The sequence below is a fragment of the Xanthomonas euvesicatoria genome (genome assembly GCF_013112235.1).
Classification (GTDB): domain Bacteria; phylum Pseudomonadota; class Gammaproteobacteria; order Xanthomonadales; family Xanthomonadaceae; genus Xanthomonas; species Xanthomonas euvesicatoria.
Window position 1 is genome coordinate 1,026,439 of the sequence record NZ_JABFFS010000001.1, and the last position, 24,392, is coordinate 1,050,830.

The following is a 24,392-nucleotide window of genomic DNA, read 5'->3' on the forward strand; positions in this document are numbered from 1 at the left end:
CGCCGTTCCCGTCAGCTTCGTTGTTTCCGTCGAAGCGAGCCGCCCATTATAGCGGACTTTTTCTTGCCGTCAACACCTCATTTCGAGGCGGTTGACGCTGCTTCGTTTGAACCCGAAGGTTTTCTGCGAAGCGAGCCGGCCATATTAGCAGGCTTTTCACCCTCGTCAACCCCTCGTGAAGAGGAAGTTGCCGCCGCTGCACCTCAATCCGCCGTAGCGTCTTTCCGTGTAGCGAGCCGCCCATCATAGCCGGCTTTTTCGTTTCGTCAACACCTTGTGATGTTTCCGATTCGCCTCGTTCGTTGTTGCGATGCTTCGAGAAGCGCCGCTGTCCTGAGCGAGGCCGCGCAGTTTATCGAGACCACGCAGAAGTGCAAGCACTTTTTGACACTGGCATGACATCGACCTGTATCCACCCGGATACGGCACGCGATTGCGCACTCTCACCACGTCCCGCACGCATGCAGGCTGCAGGCTGCAGGCTGCAGGCTGCAGGCTGCAGGCTCATTGATCGACACCCGGAGGCGTAACGGTGCGGTATCGATCGCGGGTTGGCTCGATGAAAATGCATGTACCAGACAGAGAGCGCCCTCATGCCCGCTTCCCGCAATCTGCTTCGCGATCTATCCCTGCCCGCGATTGCCGCCGGGTTTGTCACCGTGCTGGTGGGGTTCGCCAGCTCTGCGGTGATCGTATTTGAGGCCGCGCGCCATCTGGGCGCCGACCAGGCGCAAATTGCATCGTGGATGTGGGCACTGGGCATTGGCATGGGCGTGACGTGTATCGGCTTGTCGCTGCGCTACCGCGTGCCGGTGGTCACGGCCTGGTCCACGCCGGGCGCAGCGATGCTGATCGGCAGTGCGGCCGGAGTGCCGTTGGGCGAAGCGGTCGGTGCATTTGTGGTGGCCGCGGTGCTGGGGATGGTGGCCGGGTTTTCGGGATTGTTCGAACGCGCGATCCGGCGGATTCCGGTCTCGCTTGCCTCCGGGATGCTGGCCGGCGTGTTGTTGCGCTTCGGCCTGGACATCTTTGTGGCGATGCAGAGCCAGCTGTTGCTGGCGCTGGCGATGTTGGCGACCTACCTGGGCGGGCGGCGCTGGTTCGCGCGCTATGCGGTGATTGCGACCTTGTTGGTGGGTATTGCGATGGCTGCCAGCGGCGGGCTGCTGCAGTTGGAGGCGGTGCAGTTGCAACTGGCCCACCCGGTGCTGGTAGTGCCGTCGCTATCGTGGGCGGCGCTGTTCGGCCTGGCGATTCCGTTGTTCGTGGTGACCATGGCCTCGCAGAACGTGCCGGGCGTGGCAGTGATCCGGGCGTCCGGCTATGCGGTGCCGATCTCACCGACGGTCGGCTGGATCGGTGCGGTCAATGCGGTGCTGGCCCCGTTCGGTGGCTTTGCATTGAATCTGGCGGCGATTACGGCGGCGATCTGCATGGGTCGCGAAGCGCATGAGGATCCAGCGCGGCGCTACACCGCTGCGGTCAGCGCCGGCGTGTTCTACCTGCTGGTCGGGTTGTTCGGTGCGACCGTGGCAGCGGTGTTTGCGGCCTTCCCGCGTGAACTGGTGATGGCCATTGCCGGGATCGCGCTGCTAGGCACCATCGGCAATAGCCTGGCGGCGGCATTGCGCGAGGACAGCGAACGCGAAGCGGCGTTGATCACCTTTCTGGTCACCGCCTCCGGGCTGACGCTGGTCGGGATCGGCGCGGCGTTCTGGGGCCTGGTGGCCGGAACGATCACATTGCTGGCATTGCGGACGAAGCCAGCGCCTTAGCGTGCGTGCCCGCTGATGGAGCACCAAGTGCGGCAGACGCATGCGCTGGCCGCCTGCCGGTGATCGCAGCGCTCTTACTCCGGGTCGCGCAACTGCAGCAGCCAGTGCGCAGTGACGCCGCTGGGGCTGGGCAAGGGTTCGAGATGGAACTGGCGATACACCGGTGCACCATCGCGGGTGCGCAGCGGCAAGGTGACATAGGCGGCGCGACCCAGGCGTAGCGCCTCTTCGAACAGTTCGACCTTGCCACGTGCGGCATCGTCGGCCAGCAAAGCGAGGATGTCGCAACCGATCAACTCGGCCACTTCGGTCTGGCTGAGTTCGGCGAACGCCGGGTTGACGAACATCAGCCGGTGCGCAGCGGCGTTGGCGCCACGTTCGATGATGGCCACCCCGTCGCGCAGCCGCGACAGCGAGGCTTCGAGCAGGGTGAAATCCTGCTGGAAGCGCTTGCGTTCCATCAGTTCGATCAGCACGCGCAGGCTGCGCGCCGACTCCAGATGCAGCGGCGACCAGCGCCGTGCGCGGCCGCGCACGGTCTGCTGCCACAGATCGAAACTCTTGCGTGGCGACAGCCGCGAATTGGGGATGTCCTGCAGCTTGGCCAGCTGCGGGTTGCCGGCCCATTTGACCTGCTGCACCTGCTCGCGGCGGGTCCACAACAGGGCGCTACGCGATTGCGGCATCAGCGGCACGAAGATGAAGCCGGCGGCCAGCGGAGCGAGGTCGGCCAGCTCAGGGAACACCTCGCCGATGGCGTCCACATGCAGGGCACCGACCGCATCCTCGCGCAGGGCGTCGTGATGCTCGGATTCGATGTGGTCGCGGATGCGGCGCAACGCCTCTGCATCCGGCACGCTGCCATGACGGCTGATTTCGTTGCCGTGGAAGATTGCCACGCCATCGGCGTCGACCACGTCCATCAGGTCCGGGGCCATGTCGGCGAGCATGTCCACGGTCAGGTGCTCGGCGTCGTTGAAGTCGGTGATCAGCTTTTCGCGGATGGTGAGCAGCACCGACTCCAGCCGCGCCCGCCCCACCGCCTGTAGCGCGCCGATGCGCCCGGCCAGCGCGCGGGTCACCGCATCGGTGGCATCGCGCATGGCATGGCTGGTGAAGTGCGGGCTGTAGTGGTGACAGGAAATCAGCCCCCAGAGCGCATCGTTGACCACGATCGAGGACACCAGGGTGGCGCTGACGCCCATGTTGGCCAGGTATTCCAAGTGCACCGGCGAGACGCTGCGCAGGCTGACATCGCTCAGATCCACCGGGGTGCCCAGGCGCGGATGCAAGGTGGGCTGGATCGGCGACGGCTGGTACCGCACATCGGCGATCTGGCGCACGCGGTTGCGCAGGTACAGCGCGCGTGCCTGCGCCGGGATGTCGCTGGCCGGGTAATGCAGGCCCAGATAGGCTTCCAGTTCGGGCTGGCGCGCTTCGGCGATGACGTCGCCATTCCACTCTTCGTCGAAGCGATAGACCATCACCCGGTCGAAGCCGATCATGCTGCGCAGGCCCTTGGCCGCGCGCACCGCCGCTTCGTTGATGCCCGCATCGCGCTCGATGCTGCGCAACAGCGGCAGCGCTTCGCGCAGGGTGACATCCATCAGGCGCGCGTCGCGCGGCTCGATTTCAATCAGCCATTGCTCCGGATATAGATGCCAGGCGGCCACCCAGGGATGATCGGTCGGCGCGCTGCGCTGCGGGAAGCGCACATCGGCGTGCAGCAGGTGCTGCGGTTGATCGTCTACTGCAAATGGTTGCGCATCGGGCAGTTCCAGCACCTGGGTGTACGGCATGCCCAGCAGGGCATCCATCGGCACGCCGAGCAGATCGGCGGCGGTGCTGCTGGCCTGCACGATGCGGCCATCGGCCGGTTCGATCACCAGCAACACGCCGTAAGGCTGGATCAGGCCGGGAATATGGATCGGTTCCCGCGCGCAGACATCCATGTCCAGAGGTTCGGTGGACTGATTCACGGCTGTGGCTCCGCTGCGAGGCAGGTATGGAAGTGGGCGAACATGGCCTGCGCGCCGTCGATGGCGGCGTCGCGTGCGGATGGGGTGGCCAGGCGTCGGTCCAGCGCTGCCTGGAAGCGGCGCCAGCCGGCCGGGTCGTCGTCGGCCATCTCGAAATAGCGCAGGGCGCCGGCCAGCGCGGGCTGCTGCTTGCGCACGCTGCGTGCGATCACCCGTCCACCGAGCTGCGAGCCTTCGATGACGTACAACATGCCCCAGCGCGCGGCATCGTCGGCAGTGGCGGGCAGTGCGGCCGGCAGATCCGGTTGCTGGCCGAGCGCGCGCAGGTCATCGCGCAGTGCCGGCACCCGACGGCGGTAATGCCAGCCGTTGCCGACCAGGGTGGCCAGCCAGTTGCCGAGTTGCGCTTCGAAGCCGCTCAGCAAGGCATGGTGGCGGCGCAGGATCTGCACATAGGCGGCCGAATCGACCCGCCCCTGCGCTAACGCCTGCATCAGCGGCACTGCTTCGACCAGGCGATGGGCATCCTGGGTGGCGTGGCGCAGTGCGAGCGCAGCCGATGGCGGAACTGCCAGGACGTCGGAAACCATAGGAGCTCAAAGCGGTGCCGCGGCACGAAGGACACCAGCCTAGCAGTGCCTGCGCAAATCAGAAAAAGCAGACGCGAGCGCAAGCTGAATAGGTTGGCTTCACGGCTGCGCCGCGGGGCTGGTGCCGGCGCCGCGCGCAGCCCGTTTCCAGGCCATGCCCCAGCCTGCGGCCAGCAGCACAGCGGCCAGCAACCACGGCGCGCCCGGCAGATGCAGCGGTGCACCGCTGCCGATGAACCAGGCGAAGACATTGGCGAACAACAATGGACCGGCGATACCGGCCAGGCTGACCAGGCCGGTGAGCGCGCCCTGCACGCGACCTTGCGCGTCGGCGCCGACCTCACGGGTGATCAGGGCCTGCGCGGACGGTGCGGCGATGGCCCACAACGCACTGATGGGTACACCGATCAGGAAGGCAGTGCCGCTGTCGGCCAGCCCATAGATGATGAAGCCGATCACCCCGCAGCCCAGCCCCAGCAGCAACGCGCGGCGTTCGCCGAGCCGGCGCACCAGGCGGCCGACCAGCAACGCATTGACGATGATGCTGCAGACACCGACCCCGGCCAGCACCCAGCTCACTTCGCGCGGGCCCCAATGGTATTGGTAGCCGGCGAACAGCACGAAAATGCTGGGATACACGTAATGCGCCAGGTTGGCCAGGAACACCACCGACGCTAGGCCGAACACCTGCGGGTAGCGGCGCAGCAGCTTGAGCGCGCCCAGCGGATTGGCGTGCGACCAGTCCAGCCGCGCGGTACGGCGTTCGGCGGGCAGCGATTCGGGCAGCACGAACCAGCCATACAGCACGTTCAACAGGGCCAGCCCGGCGGCAAACCAGAACGGCCAGCGCAACCCGATGCTGCCCAGCCAACCCCCGATCAACGGGCCGGCGACAAAGCCGATGCCGAAGGCGGCACCGAGCATGCCGAATGCGCCGGCGCGTTTGTCCGGTGGGGTGACATCGGCGATGTAGGCATTGGCGGTGGAGAAGCTGGCCGAGCACACGCCGGAGATGACCCGCGCCAGCAGCAGCATCGGCAGGCTGTGGGCAATGGCCATCAGGATGAAGTCCAGGCCCAGGCCCAGGCACGAGAGCAGGATCACCGGGCGGCGACCGAACCGATCGGAGAGCGCGCCCTGCAACGGCGAGCAGACGAACTGGATGGCAGCGAACAGGAAACCGAACCAGCCAATCCAGCCGGCGGCCACCACGTAGTCGCCGCCGGTGAAGTGGCGCACCAGATCCGGAAGTACCGGAATGATCACCCCGAAGGACAGCACGTCGATCAGGACGGTGATGAAGATGAAGATCAGCGCGGCGCGGCGGCGCCCGGGGACGGGACCGGAATCGGGAGAGAGGGACATCGCGCGGCGCAGTTGGGCGAAGCGGCGAGTGTAGCGGTGGATTGAATGGTGGGGTTGGGGTGGGCTGTCGTCTGATGCGCCCAAGGTCCCCCTCTACTGAAAGCCCCTCTCCTGCGGGAGAGGGGTTGGGGTGAGGGTACGGGGCGAAGCGACATGTGCGCTCAGCCTCCACCAGGCTTCGCGCGTACCCTCATCCGCCCTTCGGGCACCTTCTTCCGATGGGAGAAGGAAGCCTCGATGCTGCTTTATTTTTGGCGTAGACAGCAGCGCGGGCCTGGGCGGCTACTCGACGCTGATGGTCTGGGTCAGGGTGTGGCTGGCGCCGGGAGCGAGTTCGATCACGTCCGGGCCGGCATTGGCCGCTTCCAGGCAGACGTAGTCGCGCCAGCCCTCGCCCACGTCGGCCATCTGCCTGCCGGCCTCTTGGCCCGGGTTCCAGGCCACCAGCGAGCGGTTGCCTTCGGTAGCGATGACGACGCGGCGGCCGAGCACCGGGTCGGTGAGCGTGTAGCGGCCGCCGGCATTGGTGTAGATGCGGTCGCTGCGGCCGGGGTCGCGTGGGTCGCGCAGGCTCCAGTCGCCTTGCTGGCGATGGGCAGTGGCGTAGTTCTCGTACTTATCGAGATAGTCCAGGCCATCCAGGCCCTGCACGCTGACCTTGAGCGCGTCGCCGACACGGAAATAGTTGTGCAGCGCCTGGGTGAAACGCACCGGGGCGGCGCTGGTGTTTTCGGTGATCAGGCGTTGCTCCAGCGTGCGGCCGATGCGCAGGGTCATGCGCAGGCGCAGCGCCAGGTCGTCGAAACGCGGCGGGGTGAGCGTGAGCACCACGGTGCCGTCGTCTTCACGGCGGCTTTCGGTGAGTTGCCAGGCCACCGTGCGCACGAAGCCGTGGGCGGGGACGTCGCCGGTCTGGTCCTGGCGGCCGAAATACGGCCAGCACACCGGCGCGCCGCCGCGGATCGGGGTAGGCGGCTGCTTGGCACTGGGCGAGAGCCACATCACGTCCTGTCCGCCCTTGGGCACGAACGAGAGCAATTGACCGCCGAACAGGCTGATGGCGGCGGTGGAGAACGGGGTGTCGATCAGCAGCGACGGAAACCCGTGGAAATCGCCTGTGGTCAGGCCGGTGGTGTCGGACATGGGGGATGCCTTGTGGACGCTGGGGGATTGGGCGAAGGCCGGGTATGCGGCCGGCAGCTTGAACGCGGTGGCGCGCATGGCGGCGGCGCCGGTAACTGGCGGGGCGGCGCGCAGCGCGGTGAGGATGCGTTGGCCGGGGCGGCCGTCGGCCGGTTGCAGGCCCAGGCGGGTCTGCTCGACCTGGATGGCGCGGCGGGTGGCGCTGCCGACCATGCCGTCGGCCTCGCCGATCTGGTAGCCACGGGCGAGCAGCAACTGCTGCAGTTCGCGCCGTTCGGGCCGGCCCAGGCCCGGATCGTCCGTGGGCCAGGCCGCGATCAGGCCGGGGCCGCCACGCAGGCGATCGGCGAGCAGGGCGATGGACAGCGCGTAACTTTCGGCGGCGTTGTAGGCGTAGATCGCGTCGTAGTTGCCAAACACCAGGAACGCCGGGCCGCTGGCACCGGCCGGCAACAGCAAGGCGGCCGGCGTTTCTGCCGGCAGTCCGGCCGGTGCCAGCGGTGTGCCGTCGGTGCCGAGCAGGCCGGCGCGTTGCCAGGCCTGCAGCGGTTGGCGGCGGGTGCGCCCGGCCTTGCTGGCGTCGAAGCCCCGCGGCAGGGTGACTTCCATGCCCCACGGACGGGCGCGTTCCCAGCCGGCCTTGACCAGGTAGTTGGCGGTGGAGGCCAGTGCATCGGGAATGCTGGTCACCAGATCGCGGCGGCCGTCGCCGTCGCCATCCACGGCGATGCGGGCGTAGGTCGAAGGCATGAACTGGGTTTGCCCGAACGCACCGGCCCAGGAGCCGGTGAGTCCTTCCGCCGACAGATCGCCTTGCTGCAGCAGGCTGAGCAAGGCGAGGAATTCGCCGCGAAAGAACGGCTGGCGGCGGCCCGCGCACGACAGCGTGGCCAGCGACACCAGCAGCGGGCGCTTGCCGGTGACGCGGCCGTAATCGCTCTCCACGCCCCACACCGCCACGATGGTGGCCGGGTCCACGCCGGTCTGTTCGGACAGGCGGGCAAGCAGTTCGCGGTGGGTAACCAGCATGGCCTGGCCGTCGCTGACACGCTGGCTGTCGACCAGGCTGGCCAGGTAATCCCAGATGGGCGTGGTGAATTCGGGCTGCGCATCCAGCAGCGGCAGCACGCTGGGATCGGGCGCCAGCCCGGCGGTGAAGCGCTGAAAGCTGGCAGCGTCCACGCCCTTGGCAGCGGCCTGGGGCTGCAGGCCAGCCAGGCAGCGGTCGAAGGCCGGATCGGCAGAGGCTGCCAGCGGCAGCAGTCCCAACACGAACGGCAATGCACGCCGGGCCAGCGTCATGGCGCGATGGCCGGCGGGTGGACAGACGTCATGCGGCGAAGTGCTCCTGCGCGGCAAGTCTAGCCGCCGAGCATAGCCAACCTGGGGGTCACAAGCGTGCAGAAGGCGATACGTGAGGCGTCCCTGGGTGGGGCCGGCGGCTCGGTGCGAGCGAGAGGCCGCCGGCCCGACGGGCTCAGCTGCCGTCGCCGGTGATCCCGGTCAGCATCGACAGGGCCGGCGCGGATGGGGCGTTGTCGGTCGCTCGGCGGGTGCGGGCATGGCGCGGCGCATCGTGGCGCGGGCCGAAGCGAATCAGTGCGGTCGCCACGCACGCCGGCAGCACGATCGCGAACACGACCGCCGCCAGAAGCACCCACTGCCAGAGATTGAAGGTTGCCATGATCCAAGTCCCCCCGCGGCGGAGTTCGCCTGCGCGGCAAGCTTCGGCGATCGGCTGCGAACGCGGCGTCGACAAATGGCGGGCGTAAAGACCGTTCGTCGGGCTGAACAGGCCTGGCGGGCGGTGCATCGAGGGCGCAGTTGGCTGGCGACGTCGGGTTGGAGTGGGACGGTCGGCGTGGGACTCAGCGCGCGTCGAGGTAGTACCAGTGACCTGCCTCGCGCACGAAACGGCTGTGTTCGGTCATGCGGACTGCGCTGCCGCCACCGATGCGATAGCGCGCCAGGAAGACCACCTCGGCCGTCTCGGGGCCGGTCTCGAGGGTGCGCTGCACGCTCAGGCCAAGCCAGGTGGTGCGCCCGCCTTCGTCCAGCGACAGCGCGGCCGGGCGCGTGGACGGATGCCAGCTGGCCAGCAGGTACGCAGCATCGCGGCGCACGTAGGCGCTGTAGCGGGCGCGCATCAACGTCTCGGCGTCGGGCGCGGCGGCACCGGCGTGATACGGGCCGCAACAACGTGCGTAATCGGCCGGGCGGCCGCAGGGACAGGGGTCGGTGGGTGCGGTCGGCATGCGGGGATTGTGCGGGATGGGATTGGGGATTGGGGATTGCATTGCGAAGCGGGACGCGGGAGCGGCGGCTATGCTGTCGCCCCCCCCCGTTGCGCGGAGCGTGGTCTTGCTGGAACTGATTCCCACCGAATTGCCGTGGCTGCTGTGCATTGCGTTCGTGGCCGGGTTGGTGGATGCGGCGGTCGGCGGCGGCGGATTGATCCAGCTGCCGGGCCTGTTTGCCACGCTGCCGCAGCAGGCGCCGTCGCTGATTCTGGGCACCAACAAGTTCAGTGCGATGTTCGGCACCGCTGCGTCGGCGTGGCGATACGCGCGCACGGTGCGCTTTCCGTGGCGGCCGGTGCTGTATGCCACCGCGGCAGCGTTTACGTTCTCGTTCCTGGGCGCGACCGCCGTCAGCCTGATGCCCAGGCAGGCGGTGCGGCCGCTGATTTTGCTGCTGCTGATTGCGATGCTGATCTACACGCTGATCAAGAAGGACTTCGGCGCGCTGCATCGGCCACGTCAGATCGGCCGGCGCGAACTGGCCACCGCGTTGGCGATGGGCGCGGCGATCGGCTTCTACGACGGGTTCTTCGGCCCGGGGACGGGCAGCTTCCTGATCTTCCTGTTCATTCGCTTTTTCGGGCTGGATTTCCTGCGCGCCTCGGCGGCGGCGAAGGTGGTCAACCTGGCCACCAACCTTGCGGCGTTGTCGTTCTTCTTGCCCAGCGGACAGGTGATGCTGGCGATCGGTATTCCGATGGCGGCGGCGAACGTGGCCGGCGCGGTGGCCGGCACACGGATGGCGTTACGTAGCGGCACGCCATTGATCCGCAAATTGTTCCTGGTGCTGGTGATCGTGCTGATCGGCAAGATGGGCTGGGATCTGCTGCACTCATCACTGGCACCCGCTGCCAACGCAGCGTAGTCGAAACGGCGACGTCACCCTGCAGATGGCGTCACCTGTGCACTGTCTTCAGCGCTTGCCGCGCGCCTTCGGGGCGCCTGCCCTGGCGACGCGCGTCGTGGCCGGTGACGGTTCAGCCACCGCGCGCGCCGAGGTTGTCTTGCCGGCGCCACGCGCTGGCTGACCAGTCGATGCGGCTGTTGCACGTGGCTTGGCTGCGGCAGTGTTTTTCACTGGCGCAGATGCGGCGGCGACCTTGCTGGACGTGGCGTTGGATGCGTTTGCGGCCACAATCGGCTTGCCCTGCGCTTTTGAAGACCGCGTGGTCTTGCCCACGTTGGACCTGGATGCAGCTCCTGACGACACCGCCGGCGCTTGCTGCGCGCCTGAGGTACGTTTGTCCGCTACCGGCTTGCCAGCCACAGCTGGAGTGCGCGAAGGCGATTTCTTCGGCTGCTTTGCGTGAGGCTGTGCCGCAGCGCGTGTGGGCGATGTGGTCTTGGCGTTCTTGTTTTGCTTGTTTTTGTTCTGCTTGTTCGCCGTCGCCGTCGCCGTCGCCGCTGCCGGCTTGCGCTTACTACTATGCGTGTTCTGCGCTGCGGGTGAGGTATCGCCGGGCACGGGCAAGGCTATGTGTAGCGGGAGGCCATCAGCTGTAATGCCGTCTGCGTTTGCAGCGCCCTGCACTCCTACAGGCTCACTCGCAGCCTCGATCGCTGACGCGGCGTCAGTGGCATCGGCCACCGCTGCCTCATCGCCACGCGAGCGCTCCGGCAGCTTCAATCGCTGTGCCTGCTCGTCGTATTCGATCAGCAACACGCCGGAGTTATGGCGGCCGCTGATTTCGACAAAACATGCGCCGCCGATGAAGGGCTCCAAGGTCATCACCGACTTCAACGGCGTGGCCACCACCATCTGGAAGCCGAAGTTCTCGAAGATGTTCATCGCCAGCGCGGTGAATTCGTTGTCGGCCTTGTCGAAGGCTTCGTCCAGCACCACCGCGCAGTAGCGCGGCAGTTCGCCGTCTTCGCCGCCAAGCTGGTAGCGCAGCGCGGCCGCCAGGCAGGTGGTTGCCAGTTTCTGGCGCTGACCGCCGGACTTGCCCGCGCCGCTGCGGTAGATCTCCACCTGCGCGCGCGTCTGCGCGTCCAGTTCCACACCGATGAACTCCACATGCAGGCGCACATCCAGCACCTGTTCGCGCCAGCGGCGTGCCTCCGGTTCCTGCGCGCCCAGGCGCGCCACCAGCGCACGCAAGGTGGAAAACTGCGCTTCGGCCAGGGCGCGGTCTTCGGTCTGTTGATGCGACAGCACCGCGCGCAACTGCTGCTGGAATTCCTGCACCTCGGCCAGGCGACGGTCGCCGACCTCGATGGTCAGCACGGTGTCGCGATTGAACGGCACCTGCTCCAGGCTGGCGTTGACCTCGTCCATGCGCTGCTTGATGCCCTTGTGGGCTTCGGCGGTGTAACGCTGCAAGGCCAGCAGGTTGTTCTTGCTCTGGGTCTGCAACAGGTCGAAGAAACGATGCTCGTGACGCGGCAGGCCATCGCTTTCCAGCCGGTCCAGACGCGCGAGGAAATCGTCGGCGCTGGCAAGGCTCACGGTGAAATCGCCGCTGTCTTCGGGCCACTGCTGGCAATACTTGCGGAAGCATTCCAGCAACTGCGCGCTGAGCCGGCTGTCGCGGCCCTGGCTGTCGGCCAACTGCTCGGCCAGGCCACGTTCGACCACGCGCAAATGCGCTTCCAGATTGTCCAGCGACAGCGGCGTCAATGCGGCAAGCCGTTCCCGCAAGCCCTGCAACTGGGTGGGCGTGAGCGTGGCGGAACCGGCGCGGCCCGCGCAGGCCGCGTGCTGCTGTTCGAGCCGCACGCGTTCGCGCGCCAGTTGCGCGCGCTCCAGCCGCACATCTTCATAGGTGCGCTTGGCCTGGTCGCGCAGGGTCCGTGCAGTGTCGATGGCCTGCCCGAGCGCGCGCAGGCCGCTGTTGCCTTCGCGCAGCTGCACCAACTGTTCGTCGATATCGCTCAGGCGCTGCAGCTTGGGGCCGACATCGATCTCGTCCCAGTCGCGCTCCACCAAGGTGTGCGCAGCGAGTTGGCGTTCCTGGTCCTGCTCACGCTGCTTGCGCAGCGCTGCCACATCGGCATCGCAGCTGGCGATGCGCTGGGCCAGCGCCTGCGCTTCGCGCTCGAACACCTTGAGCTTGTCGCGGTTGTCGTGACCGAGCAGCCAACGCTTGCGATCGTTGACCGCGTGGCGGTCGTCCTTCTCATAGCGATCGCCAGGATGCTTGACCTGGCCCTCGCGGGTGATCGCGCGGTCGGCGTTGCGCAATGCTCCGGCGTTGTCCACGCACGCGTAGTCGAAGCGACGGGTCAGCTCGTTGCGCAGCCATTCGGTAAAGGCGTGCTCGCGCAGCTGCAGCTTGCCGGGCAGCGCGCCGGGATCGACCCGCCGCGAATGCAGCTCGTCGTTGCGGCGCACACGGAAGTACACCAGACGCGTACCGATATGGGTGCGGTTGACCCATTCGCTGACCTGCGCGTAATGCCGCTCGTCCACCAGCAGCGATTGCGCAAAGCCGTGCAGCACACGCTCGATCGCACCGCGCCAGGCCGTCTGGTCCTCGCGCACCTGCACCAGCTCGCCAACGAACGGCAGCGCGGCCTCGGCAATGCCGGTGTCTTCGCACAAGCGCGCGCGCAGGGCCTGCATCGGTGCGGGCATGCTCGATGGCGCGCGCTTCAGCGCCTCCAGTTCGGCACGGATTTCGGCAAACCGGCGCTCGTCGTCGCGCCGCGCGCCCATGCGTTCGGCGATGGCCTCATCCAGCGCGCTGGCGTCATGCTTGCCGTTATCCAGCACGGTCTGCGCATGCGCGATCTGTGCGGCAAAGCCACTGGCGCCGGCCGCCAGGGCGGTGCCGAGCTGGCGGCAGGCCTGTTCGATCTGTGCACGGCGGCGCAGGCGTTCGTCGCGCTCGCGCTCGACGCGTGCGCGTTCGCGTTCCAGTTCCTCGATCTGCTCGCCACCGGCGGCGCGCTGTTCGCGCTCCAGGCCGACCAGTTTTTGTTCGTGGTTATCCAGCGATTCGCGGCGCTGGCCTTCTTCGCCGGCCAGTCCACGGTCCTGGTTGTCGAGCTCCTGCAGCCGCTCCTCCAGCAAGGCCAGCCGCTGCTGCTCGCGGTAGCTGTCCACGCCCAGCTGCAGCTCGCGCAACTCGCCGACGCTGTGGCGCAGCGCCATCAGCGCCGCGTGGTGCTCGCGCGCAGGGGTCAGGGTTTCCACCTGGCGCCGGGCGGTGACCACCGCATGGTGCGCGCCATCGAGTTCGGCAAAATCTTCCACCAGCCGGTCGGCCGCTTCGAAGGTACGCGGCTCGTCCAGCATGAAGCCGCGCAGAAACGCATTGAGATCGCCCAGGTTCTTGGCCGACTGGGTCTTGTGCAACAGCCGCAGCGCCATCTCGTTGCCGATGCCCAGCGCGTGCCGGAAACGTTCGGCGTAGCCGGCGAAGCCGTCGAAATGCGCAACGTCCTCACCCAATCGCGCCTTGAGCTTGCGCAGGTCAAGATCGAAGCCATCCAGCTCGGTCGCCACGTCGAAACGGCGTGGCGCGACCATGTAGTGACGCCGCACATCGGCCGCCGCGTTACCGCTGCCGGCGATCCAGAACAAGCGGATCAGGCTCACCGCCTCGCCGTGCGCATTTGCGTATTCCAGCACCAGCGCGGTCCAGGTGGCGCCCTTGCGCAGGTATTGGGTAGCGATTTCGCCGGACGCGCTGTCCTGCTGATCGGCCCACGCACCGCGCACATACGACACCAGACTCCGATCGCGCCCACTGCGCTCGGCTTCGCGCGCGGCGGCGTTGAAGTCGACGATGCTCGGCGGCGTCAGCAGTGCCGACATCGCATCCAGCAAGGTGGACTTGCCCGAGCCCGAACGCCCGACAAACAGGAAGCCCTTCTCCGCGATCGGCACTTCGGTCAGCCCGTTGAAGGTGCCCCAGTTGTGCACCTGCAAGCGCCGCATGCGGAACTGCTGCGCACGTTGCTCGGCGAGCGTCTCGGCAAACAAGGAGGCACCTGGTTGCGCTGGCGACAGATTGGACTGGGAATTCATAGCTCACTCATCAAAACGGGACGACGTGGAACGCGAAAAACCGGATGACGCATGGTGCCGCGCTGCTGTGTGGTGTGTTGCTGCGGCGCTGTTGCTGTTGATGCTGCGATTCCTATAACTGCCGTCGCAGTAGATGCAACACATACGACATGCTCCCAAGCACCACGCCACAACGTGCCCTCATCCGCCCTGCGGGCAGCTTCTTCCCGATGAAGGAGGACAATGTCCCGACGCGAGAACGGAAGCCGGCGCGCCGGCGCGTGAGAAGGAAAATTACTCAGCAGCTACATCCCCTTCCCGCAAACCGCGATACGCGACCACCAAGGCCTGCACATCCTCCGCCGAGAACAACAGCTTCAGCACCGGCGAGACTTCATAGCGCTCCTCGCTGCCGCGCAAGCGCGACAGCAACTGGTTGTCGCGCATCTTGCCGATGGCCGTCATCACCCGCCGCGCGAAGCCCGCCCGATCGGTGGACACGTTCTTCTCGTAGACCGACAACGCCTCCACCAACTGCGCTTCGTCCACCACCGCACGCTCGCCGCGCGTATCGGCCTCGGCCAGTTGCTGGCGCAGGAACAGCAGCAACACCGACTCGATGAACGTCAGCGGCGCGCTGCGCAGCAAGGTGGGCGATTCGAGCTCGGCGGTGTCGGCCTGGCGGGTGAAGGCCACCCCGCCCTCGCGGTCGAGCACCAGCTCCAGAAACAGCTCGCACAGCACCTGGCGGATCGCCACCTCGTTGCGCAACAACGCCGGCCACAGCGCGCCGTGCCGTTGCGCATCGATGCTGGGCCCTGCCAGCAACTGGCACAGCGCACGCCGCGCGTCGAACGGCAGCGTGCCGGTGTCGCCTAAAAACAGCTCGCCGCGCGGCTCGGCACTGGAGGCTTGCGTCATCGGCATGCGGTCGTCGATGGCCGACACCGCGGTGCTCTCGTCGGCGTCCGGGCCGGCGTCCTCAGACCAGTTCATTGCGTTTCTCCCGGGTAAACCACACCAAGGGAATGCGCGCGCGCCGCACGGCGCCGTCGCTGCCTTCCCATTGCACCGTTTCCATCTGTCCTTCGATCACCATGCCGTGGCGCGTGCCCAGCGACAGGTATCCGATCACGCTGCCCAGGCCCTGCACGGCCGGGCGTTGTTGCAAGGCGTCGCCGATGGTCAGCCGCGGGCGTTGGCCGAGCAGCTCATGCAGGTCGTTGCGCAGGCTGCGCACATCGATCTCCGATTGCGCGACCAGATCGCCCACGCTGTCCAGCGAGATCTCGGCCGCGTCGGCGGCCTGCACGCGTCCATCGACCTGGGTGAGCCGTGGATCGTGCAGCCGCCATTGCGACAGCGAGCGCAGGCGGCTGCTGCTGAGTGCCTGCGTATAGCCGGTGGCGGTGGTGGCGTGCAGGCTGTCGCGCAATTGCAAGGCTTCGCCCTGCGCCTGCTTGAGCAATTGATTGAGCCGGCGCTGTTCCAGATACCCACGGCTTTGCACGAACCCGCGCAGGCTGCGCGCGAAATGCTGCATCACCGTGTGCACCTCGCCGCCGCGTTCCAGCAGCGTGCCGGTCAGCCCGCGCAAGAAGGCGCGTTCGCGGCGATCGAGCTTGCGGGCAAACCCACGGGCAAGCAGCGCATCCAGCGCCTGGTCGAGCTGGCTGCTTTGCTGGGTGTCGTTGAGCAGACTCCAGAACGCCTCGAAGGTGCGCCCGGCTTCGCTGTCTGCAATCACATCCACGCCGTTGAACAATTGTTCGAGCACGTCGCCGCGCGCGCCTTCGTCGTCGATGATGCGCTCGCGGAATTGGCGGTTGAGCTGCTCGAAGTCGTCGCGCACGCGGTGGAAATCCTCGGCCAGCTCGTCAGAGAGATGGATCAGGTCGCGCGCGCGTTCCAGCGCGCGTTTGCCGTCCAGCGCCGCCACGCGGCCGGAGGCCACGCGTTCGATTTCGGCATCGATGCGCGCACGTTCATCGCGCAGCGCGGCCAGCCGGAGCTCTGGATCGGCCTCGGTCTGTCCGGCCAGCTGCACCAGTTGCTGGATCACCAGCGACAGGCGGCTTTCGGTGGCGCTGCTGCTGCTTTCGCGCAGGCCGGCGATGAAGCGGATGGCCTGGGTCGCGGCACGCGAGAGTTCGTATTCTTCTTCGGCTGCGCCTTCAGGCAGGCGGCGTTCCAGCCAGCCCTGTGCCAACCAATGCGCCAGATATGCCTGTGCGGTGCGCGGCAGTTCGCGCGAGAGCTCGTCGGCGCGCAAGGCGTCGAGCTGGCGCTGCAAACGTTCGTGCAACACGGCCGAAGGCAGGCGGCGTTCGCCATCCATCAGCACCGTCTGCAGCAGGCCGACCAGTTCGGGTGCGTGGTCGGCGGCGAGCAGTTTCCATACCGGCTGCTCGCGCAGTTGCCGATAACCGGCGATACGTGCCTGGTGCTTCATGGGCGCTGCCGCGACTGCCTCAACGCTTGCCGCCCACTTCGATGAACTGCAGGAATTCGGCGCGGGTGCGCGCATCTTCGCGGAAGGTGCCCAGCATCTTGGAGGTCACCATGCTGACGCCGCGCTTGTGGATGCCGCGGGTGGTCATGCACTCGTGCGCGCCTTCCACCACCACGCCCACGCCAAGCGGCTGCAGCACGTCCTGGATGCATTGGGCGATCTGCGCGGTCATCTTTTCCTGCACCTGGAAGCGGCGCGCGTAGCTTTCCACCACGCGGGCCAGCTTGCTGATGCCGACGACCTTGCCACGCGGCAGATAGCCCACGTGCACCTTGCCGATGATCGGCGCCATGTGGTGCTCGCAATGGCTTTCGTAGGAAATGTCGCGCAGCACGATCAACTCGTCGTAGCCGGCCACTTCCTCGAAGGTGCGTTCCAGGTATTCGCGCGGTTCTTCGCGATAGCCGCTGAACCAGTCGCCGTAGGCTTCAGCCACCCGGCGCGGGGTGTCCAGCAGGCCCTCGCGCGTGGGATCTTCTCCCGCCCAGCGCAACAGGGTGCGCACGGCCTCTTCGGCCTGGGTCTGGGTGACGGAGGAATCGGGCTGGTTGGACTGGCTCATGCGCAGGTGCACCCAAAGGGGGCGTGCATGGTACCCGAGGACGGCCCGGCCGCCCCAGTGGCGGTTGCGCCAGCTTGCACATATTCAGTGACTATTGATTCATTTATGAATTGATAGCATCCTATCTATTATGAAACCTGCTCTTTCTCCACGCGCCCAGCTCAGTTCCGGCCTGCTGGTGGCTGCCCGTCAGTGGCAACGCTTGGCCGATCAGGCGTTTGCCGAGTTCGACCTGTCCAGCGCCTGCACCGGACCGTTGCTGATGATCGGGCGCTCCGGCGGCGGCATCCGCCAGGTGGCGCTGGCCCAGCAACTGGGCATGGAAGGCCCCTCGTTGGTGCGTTTGCTGGACAAGTTGGCCGCGCAGGGCCTGCTGCGCCGCGAGGCCGACAGCAGCGACCGCCGCGCCAACCAGCTGTGGCTCACCGATGCAGGCCAGGCATTGGTCGGCCAGATCGAGATCCGCCTGGATGCACTGCGTGCGCAGGTGTTGGGCGCACTCAGCGACGCCGACGTGCAGGTGGTGCTGACCTTGTGGGAGCAGATCGCGCAGGCGCATGCGCGTCTGAGCCAGGCCGACTGAGTCGGCTGTCGGCGTCGCGCGCGACGCCCGTTGTGCCCTTTCCGATGCCCCGGCGCGCTGCGCCGGGCGCTGTGGTTCTTTTTCCAGGATGTGCCCGATGTACGGCGAATTCAGTCTCTACGGTGTGTTCGTACCCACCTTGCTGGCGTTGATGACGCTGGCCTACCTGCTCAACAGCAGCATCGCCGCGCTGCTGACCCGCGCTGGCGCCTACCGCTACATCTGGCACCCGGCGCTGTTCAACCTGGCGTTGTACATCGCACTGCTGGGCGGCCTGTTCTTCCTTACCCGTTGGATGCAATCGTGAAAAAGCTGATCAAGACCGCGGGGCCGGCACTGCTGACCCTGGCGATGGTGGTGCTGGCCGCGTGGGTGTTGCAGCACCTGTGGCGTTATTACATGCAGGCGCCGTGGACGCGCGATGCGCACGTGGGCGCCGATGTGATGCAGGTGGCGCCGGACGTCTCCGGGTTGGTGGAATCGGTCGCCGTGGCCGACAACCAACCGGTGACGCGCGGGCAATTGCTGTTCGTGGTGGACCGCGCGCGCTATGCGATCGCGCTGGAACAGGCGCGCGCCGCGCTGGCCGAACGCCAGGCTACGCTGACCCAGTTGCGCCGCGAGATCGCGCGCGACCGCAGCCTGCAGGATCTGGTCGCCGCCGAAGATGCCGAAGTGCGCCGCTCCAACGTACAGAAGGCGCAGGCCGCAGTGGCCACCGCGCAATCGGCGGTGGATCTGGCCCAGCTCAACCTGGACCGCACCCAGGTGCGCAGCCCGGCCGACGGTCGCGTCAGCGACCGCACCGTGCGGGTCGGCGACTACGTCAACGCCGGGCGTCCGGTGGTGGCGGTGCTGGACACCGGCTCGTTCCGCGTCGATGGCTACTTCGAAGAAACCCGCCTGCAGGGCGTGCACCCCGGCCAGCGCGTGGACGTGCAGCTGATGGGCGAGCCGGTCACGCTGCAGGGGCATGTGCAGAGCATCGCCGCCGGGATCGAAGACCGCTACCGCAGCGGCAGCGCCGGCGCACTGCCTAATGTCACGCCGGCGTTCGACTGGGTCCGGCTGGCGCAACGCATCCCGGTGCGCATCGTGCTGGATCGCGTGCCTGCGCATGTGCAGTTGATCGCAGGGCGTACTGCCACGGTGAGCATTCTGCCCGACACAGCGCACCCAACCCCGGCGACCGCGCCTGCCCATGTGCAGGCCAAGGCGGCGCCATGAACCGCGCGATGTTGCGTCCGCTGGGAGTGGCCGCACTGCTGAGCATGCTCAGTGCCTGCAGCACGGTCGGCCCGAACTACGCGGTGCCGGCCGAGTCGGCCTACCAGCGCCCGGCCGCCAATGCCGCGTTCCTGGACACCGGCAACGCGCAGGTGCAGCCCGGCGCCGCGCTGCCGGCGCGCTGGTGGGCGCTGTATCAGGACCCGATGCTGGATGGCCTGATCGAGCAGGCCCTGCGCGACAACGTCGAATTGAAGGTGGCCGGTGCCAACCTGCGCCGCGCTGCCGCGGTGTACGAACAGGCCATGGATGCCGGCGGGTTCGATTACGACGTGGAAGCCGGCGTCAGCCGCGCGCAGGTCTCGGCCGAAGCATTTTTGCAGGAAGAAAAGCTGCCGGTATTCAACCTGGCCGATGGCAAGTTCGGCGTGTCGTACCAGTTCGATCTGTTCGGCAAGCTGCAACGCGGCGCCGAAGCCGCGCACGCCGACACCCAGGTGGCGCAGGCGGCGATCGATCTGGCGCGCGTCAGCGTGGCCGCGCAGGTGGCCGGCAGCTATGTGGAGATTTGCCACGCCAACCATGAGCTGCAGGTGGCCGCGCATTCGCTGCAGTTGCAGCAACACAGCCGCCAGATCACCCAGCGCCTGATCGCGGCCGGTCGCGGCACGCCGCCCGATCTGGCGCGCGCCACCGCACAGGTGGCGATGCTGGAAGCGGCGCTGCCGCCGTTGCGCGCACGCCGCCAGGCCGCCGGTTACCAATTGGCCGCGCTGCTCGGCAAGACGCCCGGCGAGTTGCCGCCCGGCGTGGACAGCTGCGCGCACGCGCCTGCAGTGCAGCAGCCGATCCCGATCGGCGATGGCCGCGCGCTGCTGGCGCGCCGCCCAGACGTGCGCCAGGCCGAGCGCCGGCTCGCCGCCGCCACCGCGCGCATCGGCGTGGCCACTGCCGCGTTGTATCCGGACATCCGCCTGGGCGGTTCGATCGGCGCCACCGGCCTGCTGGCGGATTTCGGCGAGCCGGCCACACACGCATGGTCGTTGGGCCCGCTGATTTCCTGGACGCTGCCCTCCAGCGGTGCGCGTGCGCGGGTGCGCGCCACCGAAGCCGGCGCCGATGCGGCGCTGGCGCAGTTCGACAACACCGTGCTGCAGGCCTTGCGCGAGGTGCAGACCAGCTTGTCGCGCTATGCGCAGGACCTGGACCGCCTGCATCTGCTGGAACAGGCGCAGCAACAGGCCGAGCTGGCGTCGGCGCAAAACCGGCGCCTGTATCAGGGCGGACGCACGCCGTACCTGTCCAGCCTGGACGCCGAGCGCACCCTGGCCAGCGCCGAGATGACCCTGGCCAACGCACAGGCGCAGGTGTCGCAGGACCAGATCCAGCTGTTTCTGGCGCTGGGCGGCGGTTGGGATGCCGACGCCGGGCGCAATACCACCACGGCTGCACGATGAGCCCGTTGTTGCGCGATCGCCAGGCCTGGCTGTTTTCGGCCAAGACCTTTGCCGCCTCGATCGCGGCGCTGTATGTCGCACTGGCCGGCAATCTGTCGCGACCGTACTGGGCCATGGCCACGGTCTACATCGTCTCGCAACCGCTGCTCGGCCCCACCCGTGCCAAGGGCGTGTACCGCGTGCTCGGCACCTTGCTGGCCGGTGTGGCCACCTTGGTGATGCTGCCGAATCTGGTGGAAACGCCGTTGCTGCTGAGCGCGGCGATGGCGCTGTGGCTCTCGGCCTGCCTGTTCCTGGCGCTGCTCAATCGCGGCCCGCGCGGCTATGCATTCCTGCTGGCCGGCTACACCACCGCCTTCATCGGCTTTCCTGCGGTCACCTCGCCGGAAGGCATCTTCGACACCGTGGTGGCCCGCAGCGAAGAGATCATCCTGGGCACGGTGATGGCGGTGCTGTTCGCGTCGCTGTTGTTCCCGGCCTCGGTCAAGCCGATGCTCACCGCGCGGATCGGCAACTGGATGCAGGACGCCGCGCAGTGGTGCCGCCAGGTGCTGCAGCGCGGCCCGTCGCAGGCGCCGCGCAATCGGCTGGCGGCCGATCTGGTGCAGTTCGAGGCCCTGATCGCCTTCGTGCGCCATGACGACCCACGCCATGCCGGCGCCGCGCCTGCGCTGGAACAGTTGCGCGCACGCATGCTGATGCTGTTGCCGGTGCTGTCGTCGATTGCCGACCGCCTGGAGGCCTTGCAGCGCGACGACGCCGCGCACGGGCCGGAGTTGGCGACATTGCTGGAGGCTGTTGCTGCGTGGGTGGATCATGTCGCCGACACCGGCAGTGCCGATGCCGATGCCGCCCGCCAGGCTGATGCACTGCATGCGCGCATCGAGGCACTGCGCCCGGTGGTGGATCAGGACATCGATCACCTGCTGCTGGACAGTGTGCTGCTGCGCCTGAAGGAGCTGCTCGACCTGTGGCAGGACTGCCGCGCGTTGCAGCAGGCGCTGGTGCAGGGCACCGCGCCCGTTGCGCTGCGTGCGCTGCCGGCGCCGGCACCTGCTGCATCCTTACAAACCGACCCTGCAGCGCGTGATGCCGCGGCGCGTTCCGCAGGGCCCGGGGCGTTGCTGCAGCGCCTGGGCTTCTCGCGCCATCGCGCGGCGCAGCCGGCCGTGCCCACGCAGGACGACGCGGCGCTGCGCTCGTCAACGCGTGCGGCAGCGTGGCAGCCATCGGGCCATCCCTCTGCAGAGATTGCTGACACTCCGGTTGCGGCACACGCCACGCGCCACATCGATTTGGGCATGGCCGCATTTTCCGCGCTGAGCGCCGGCTTCGCGCTGATGGCGTACTGCGTGTTGTGGATCGGCATCGGCTGGGAAGGCGGCGGCAACGGCGCGATGATGGCCGCAGTGACTGCTGCGTTTTTCGCCGCGCAGGACGACCCCGCGCCGAGCATGCTGTCGTTCCTGACCTGGGCGGTGGTGGCCAGCGTGGTTGCCGGCATCTATCAGTTCGGCATCTTCCCGGCCATCCACGATTTCCCGATGCTGGTGGTGGTGCTGGCGGCGGTCTTCCTGCCATTGGGCGCACTGCTGCATCGCCCCGGGAGCATGCTGATCGCCTTGCCGCTGGTGGTGAACCTCACCGCGCTGCTGAGCCTGCAGAACACCTACAGCGCCAACCTGCAGAGCTTCGTCAACGCGGCGGTGGCGATGGTGCTGGGGATCGGGTTTGCGGTGGTGCTGACGCGTCTGTTTCGTTCGGTCGGTGCCGAATGGAGCGCGCGCCGACTGGTGCGCCAGGGCTGGCGCACGCTGGCCGATGCCGCCGACGGACATGGCGCGCAGGATCGCCAGCACTTTGCCGCACGCATGCTGGATCTGCTTGGTCTGCTTGCGCCACGGCTGGCGTTGACGCCGGAAGGTAGCGACCTGGCCTCGGTGGATATGCTCAACGAAGTGCGCGTAGGCTTGAACATCCTGCAGCTGCGCCGCGCACGGCATGGCTTGCCGGCGTCCAGTCGCGATGCGGTGGACGCGATGTTGCGCGACGTGGCTGCGCACTACCGGCGGCAGGTTGCACGGAAGCGTCCGTTGCCTGGGCCTGACTCTTTGCGTGATCGTCTGGATATGTCGCTGACGCGCGTGGGCAAGGTGCCGGCAGGCGCGCATCGTGATGAAGCGTTGTTGGGATTGATTGGTTTGCGTTACAGCGTGTTTGCGCAAAAGGCGCCGCGTACCCATGGGAACGCCGATACCCGGCCGCCGTCAGCCCCTCTCCCCTCGGGGCGATAAGGCACTGCTTGCGCGCCACTGGCGCGCGTGCCTTGGAGCGCCCGCGCTGCTGGCGCGGGCTGGGGCGCGGAGCGGGGGTTGGGGTGAGGGTACGGGGCGAAGCCGCCCAGCAATGAATGACACGAGGCTTCGCACGTACCTCATCCGCCCTTCGGGCACCTTCACCCCATGAGGGGGGACAATGTCCCGCAGGGAGAAGGGAAGGGCTCTGCCCGCGCGCGCATCACCGCTTGCGCTGATGCATCGCCGCTTCGTCGTCCAGCCAGTTGCTGCCCTTGTTGGTCAGGAAGAACATGTAGACCACCAACGACACCGCAATCACCGCCGTCGCATAGATCACGAACTCGTTCACGTGGTTGGTCTTCAGCGAGGCCTGATACAGCAACGGCGCGGTTCCGCCGAAGGCCGAATTGGCCAGCGCGTAGCCAAGACCGACACCCAGCGCGCGCACGTGGGTGGGGAACAATTCCGCCTTCACCACGGCATTGATCGAGGTGTAGCCGGTCAGGATCACAAAGCCCACGGTGAGGATTGCGAACGCGGTCAACCAGTCGGTCTGCTTGGGCAGTTCCATCACCAGGAACCAGGTGTAGAGCACGCCGCCGATGCCGAAGAACACCAGCAAGGTCTTGCGCCCGACGATGTCCGACAACCAGCCGCCCACCGGCTGCATCAGCATCAGCACGGTCAGCGCCACCAGATTGATGATGGTGCCGGCCATCACGTCGCCACCGGCGAACGCGGTCTGGATCATCTTCGGCCCGGTGACCGAATAGGTGTAGAACGCGATCGTGCCGCCGGCGGTGATCAAAAAGCACAACAGCAGCGGACGCCACTGATTGACGAACAATTCGCGCATCGAGCCGGAGGCCTTGGCCTTGCCGGTACGCGAATCGGCGATGGATTCGGAGCTCAGCGACTCATCCATCGTGCGGCGCAGCCAGAACACCACCAACGCGCCGATGCCGCCCAGCCCGAACGCCACGCGCCAGCCCCATTCGGAGACCTGCGACGCATCGAAGAAATGCAACATGATCAGCAAGGTGGTCTGTGCCAGTACGTGCCCGCCCACCAGCGTCACGTAATGGAACGACGACAAAAACCCGCGCCGGCCGGGAATCGCCGCTTCGGACATGTACGTGGCGCTGGTGCCGTATTCGCCGCCGGTCGCAAAGCCCTGCAGCAGGCGCGCCACCAGCAAGATGATCGGCGCAGCGATGCCGATCGTGGCCACCGTGGGCGTGATCGCAATCACGAACGAGCACAGCGCCATCACCGATACCGAAATGGTCAACGCCAGGCGGCGGCCATAACGGTCGGCGAAGCGGCCGAAGTACCACGCGCCGATCGGGCGCATCAGGAACGTCATCGCAAAGATCGCCCACACGAACATGGTGGCGTTCTTGTCTTCCTTGGAAAAGAACTGCGACTCGAAGTAGGTGGCGAACACCGAATAGACGTAGACGTCGTACCACTCGACGAGGTTGCCGGCCGAGCCCTTGAGCGTGTTGGACACCGAGCGGCGAAGGCTGCCGGCAGCTGTGCCAGAACCGGCAGCGATCGGAGACGATGGGGGTGCGCTCATGCGGTCAGAACCTCTTCGGTGGGACAGCCCCGGAGTATAGGTGCGCGCTTGTGTGACGCATGTAAG

At 67.2% G+C, this 24,392-nt stretch carries 18 protein-coding genes; 7 read left to right on the plus strand and 11 right to left on the minus strand.

The features are described from left to right. The first annotated feature begins 593 nt into the window (after positions 1–593). A complete protein-coding gene (locus HLH45_RS04300) occupies positions 594–1,775 on the plus strand; it encodes a benzoate/H(+) symporter BenE family transporter (RefSeq protein WP_033478882.1) in 1,182 nt (393 codons plus the stop codon). Between the two features lie 74 nt (positions 1,776–1,849). Here HLH45_RS04300 and bphP read toward each other — a convergent pair whose 3' ends face one another. The 6 genes from bphP to HLH45_RS04330 form a co-directional block, all read right to left on the minus strand. Continuing rightward, entirely contained in the window at positions 1,850–3,754 is a 1,905-nt protein-coding gene (gene bphP, locus HLH45_RS04305; RefSeq protein ID WP_033478880.1) for a bacteriophytochrome BphP, read from the minus strand. After that, a complete protein-coding gene (locus HLH45_RS04310) occupies positions 3,751–4,344 on the minus strand; it encodes a biliverdin-producing heme oxygenase (RefSeq protein ID WP_008573226.1) in 594 nt (197 codons plus the stop codon). The genes bphP and HLH45_RS04310 overlap by 4 nt, the downstream gene beginning before the upstream one ends. Positions 4,345–4,443: 99 nt before the next feature. Next, a complete protein-coding gene (locus HLH45_RS04315; RefSeq protein WP_008573228.1) occupies positions 4,444–5,709 on the minus strand; it encodes a TCR/Tet family MFS transporter in 1,266 nt (421 codons plus the stop codon). Between the two features lie 282 nt (positions 5,710–5,991). Next, positions 5,992–8,154, minus strand: a complete 2,163-nt coding sequence (locus HLH45_RS04320) for a lytic murein transglycosylase (RefSeq protein ID WP_008574667.1) — start codon at positions 8,152–8,154, stop codon at positions 5,992–5,994. A gap of 175 nt (positions 8,155–8,329) precedes the next feature. Continuing rightward, a complete protein-coding gene (locus tag HLH45_RS04325; protein ID WP_008571431.1) occupies positions 8,330–8,536 on the minus strand; it encodes a hypothetical protein in 207 nt (68 codons plus the stop codon). 184 nt (positions 8,537–8,720) lie between these two features. Next, a complete protein-coding gene (locus tag HLH45_RS04330) occupies positions 8,721–9,107 on the minus strand; it encodes a YchJ family protein (RefSeq protein ID WP_008571430.1) in 387 nt (128 codons plus the stop codon). Between the two features lie 70 nt (positions 9,108–9,177). Here HLH45_RS04330 and HLH45_RS04335 point away from each other — a divergent pair, with 70 nt between their 5' ends. Further along, entirely contained in the window at positions 9,178–10,017 is an 840-nt protein-coding gene (locus tag HLH45_RS04335; RefSeq protein ID WP_033478878.1) for a sulfite exporter TauE/SafE family protein, read from the plus strand. A gap of 48 nt (positions 10,018–10,065) precedes the next feature. Here the strand turns inward: HLH45_RS04335 and HLH45_RS04340 are convergent, their stop codons facing one another. From HLH45_RS04340 to folE, 4 genes are all read right to left on the minus strand, one after another. Then, entirely contained in the window at positions 10,066–14,127 is a 4,062-nt protein-coding gene (locus HLH45_RS04340) for an SbcC/MukB-like Walker B domain-containing protein (RefSeq protein WP_033478877.1), read from the minus strand. A 273-nt stretch (positions 14,128–14,400) separates the two neighbouring features. Continuing rightward, complete coding sequence (locus HLH45_RS04345) at positions 14,401–15,102, minus strand: DUF4194 domain-containing protein (RefSeq protein WP_008574660.1); 702 nt, start codon at positions 15,100–15,102, stop codon at positions 14,401–14,403. Continuing rightward, complete coding sequence (locus HLH45_RS04350) at positions 15,089–16,558, minus strand: DUF3375 domain-containing protein (RefSeq protein ID WP_008574658.1); 1,470 nt, start codon at positions 16,556–16,558, stop codon at positions 15,089–15,091. Before HLH45_RS04350 ends, HLH45_RS04345 begins: the two co-directional genes overlap by 14 nt. Before the next feature lie 19 nt (positions 16,559–16,577). Then, positions 16,578–17,180: a GTP cyclohydrolase I FolE gene (gene folE / locus HLH45_RS04355; RefSeq protein WP_008574657.1), complete on the minus strand. Its 603-nt coding sequence runs from the start codon at positions 17,178–17,180 to the stop codon at positions 16,578–16,580. A 130-nt stretch (positions 17,181–17,310) separates the two neighbouring features. On the opposite strand from folE, the gene HLH45_RS04360 reads away from it, so the two are divergent. The 5 genes from HLH45_RS04360 (at position 17,311) to HLH45_RS04380 (ending at position 22,741) form a co-directional block, all read left to right on the plus strand. Further along, the gene (locus tag HLH45_RS04360; RefSeq protein WP_008574655.1) at positions 17,311–17,763 is read left to right on the plus strand and encodes a MarR family winged helix-turn-helix transcriptional regulator; all 453 of its coding nucleotides are present in this window, start codon (positions 17,311–17,313) and stop codon (positions 17,761–17,763) included. An 88-nt stretch (positions 17,764–17,851) separates the two neighbouring features. Next, a complete protein-coding gene (locus HLH45_RS04365; RefSeq protein WP_008574653.1) occupies positions 17,852–18,070 on the plus strand; it encodes a DUF1656 domain-containing protein in 219 nt (72 codons plus the stop codon). Next, positions 18,067–18,990: an efflux RND transporter periplasmic adaptor subunit gene (locus tag HLH45_RS04370; RefSeq protein ID WP_008574651.1), complete on the plus strand. Its 924-nt coding sequence runs from the start codon at positions 18,067–18,069 to the stop codon at positions 18,988–18,990. Before HLH45_RS04365 ends, HLH45_RS04370 begins: the two co-directional genes overlap by 4 nt. After that, a complete protein-coding gene (locus tag HLH45_RS04375) occupies positions 18,987–20,447 on the plus strand; it encodes an efflux transporter outer membrane subunit (RefSeq protein WP_046932699.1) in 1,461 nt (486 codons plus the stop codon). Before HLH45_RS04370 ends, HLH45_RS04375 begins: the two co-directional genes overlap by 4 nt. Next, positions 20,444–22,741 carry an FUSC family protein gene (locus tag HLH45_RS04380; RefSeq protein ID WP_008577191.1) on the plus strand — a complete coding sequence of 766 codons (2,298 nt, stop codon included), beginning with the start codon at positions 20,444–20,446 and terminating at the stop codon, positions 22,739–22,741. The genes HLH45_RS04375 and HLH45_RS04380 overlap by 4 nt, the downstream gene beginning before the upstream one ends. A 223-nt stretch (positions 22,742–22,964) precedes the next feature. On the opposite strand, the gene HLH45_RS04385 is transcribed toward HLH45_RS04380, so the two are convergent. Continuing rightward, the gene (locus tag HLH45_RS04385) at positions 22,965–24,326 is read right to left on the minus strand and encodes an MFS transporter (RefSeq protein ID WP_033479277.1); all 1,362 of its coding nucleotides are present in this window, start codon (positions 24,324–24,326) and stop codon (positions 22,965–22,967) included. Positions 24,327–24,392: the final 66 nt, after the last annotated feature.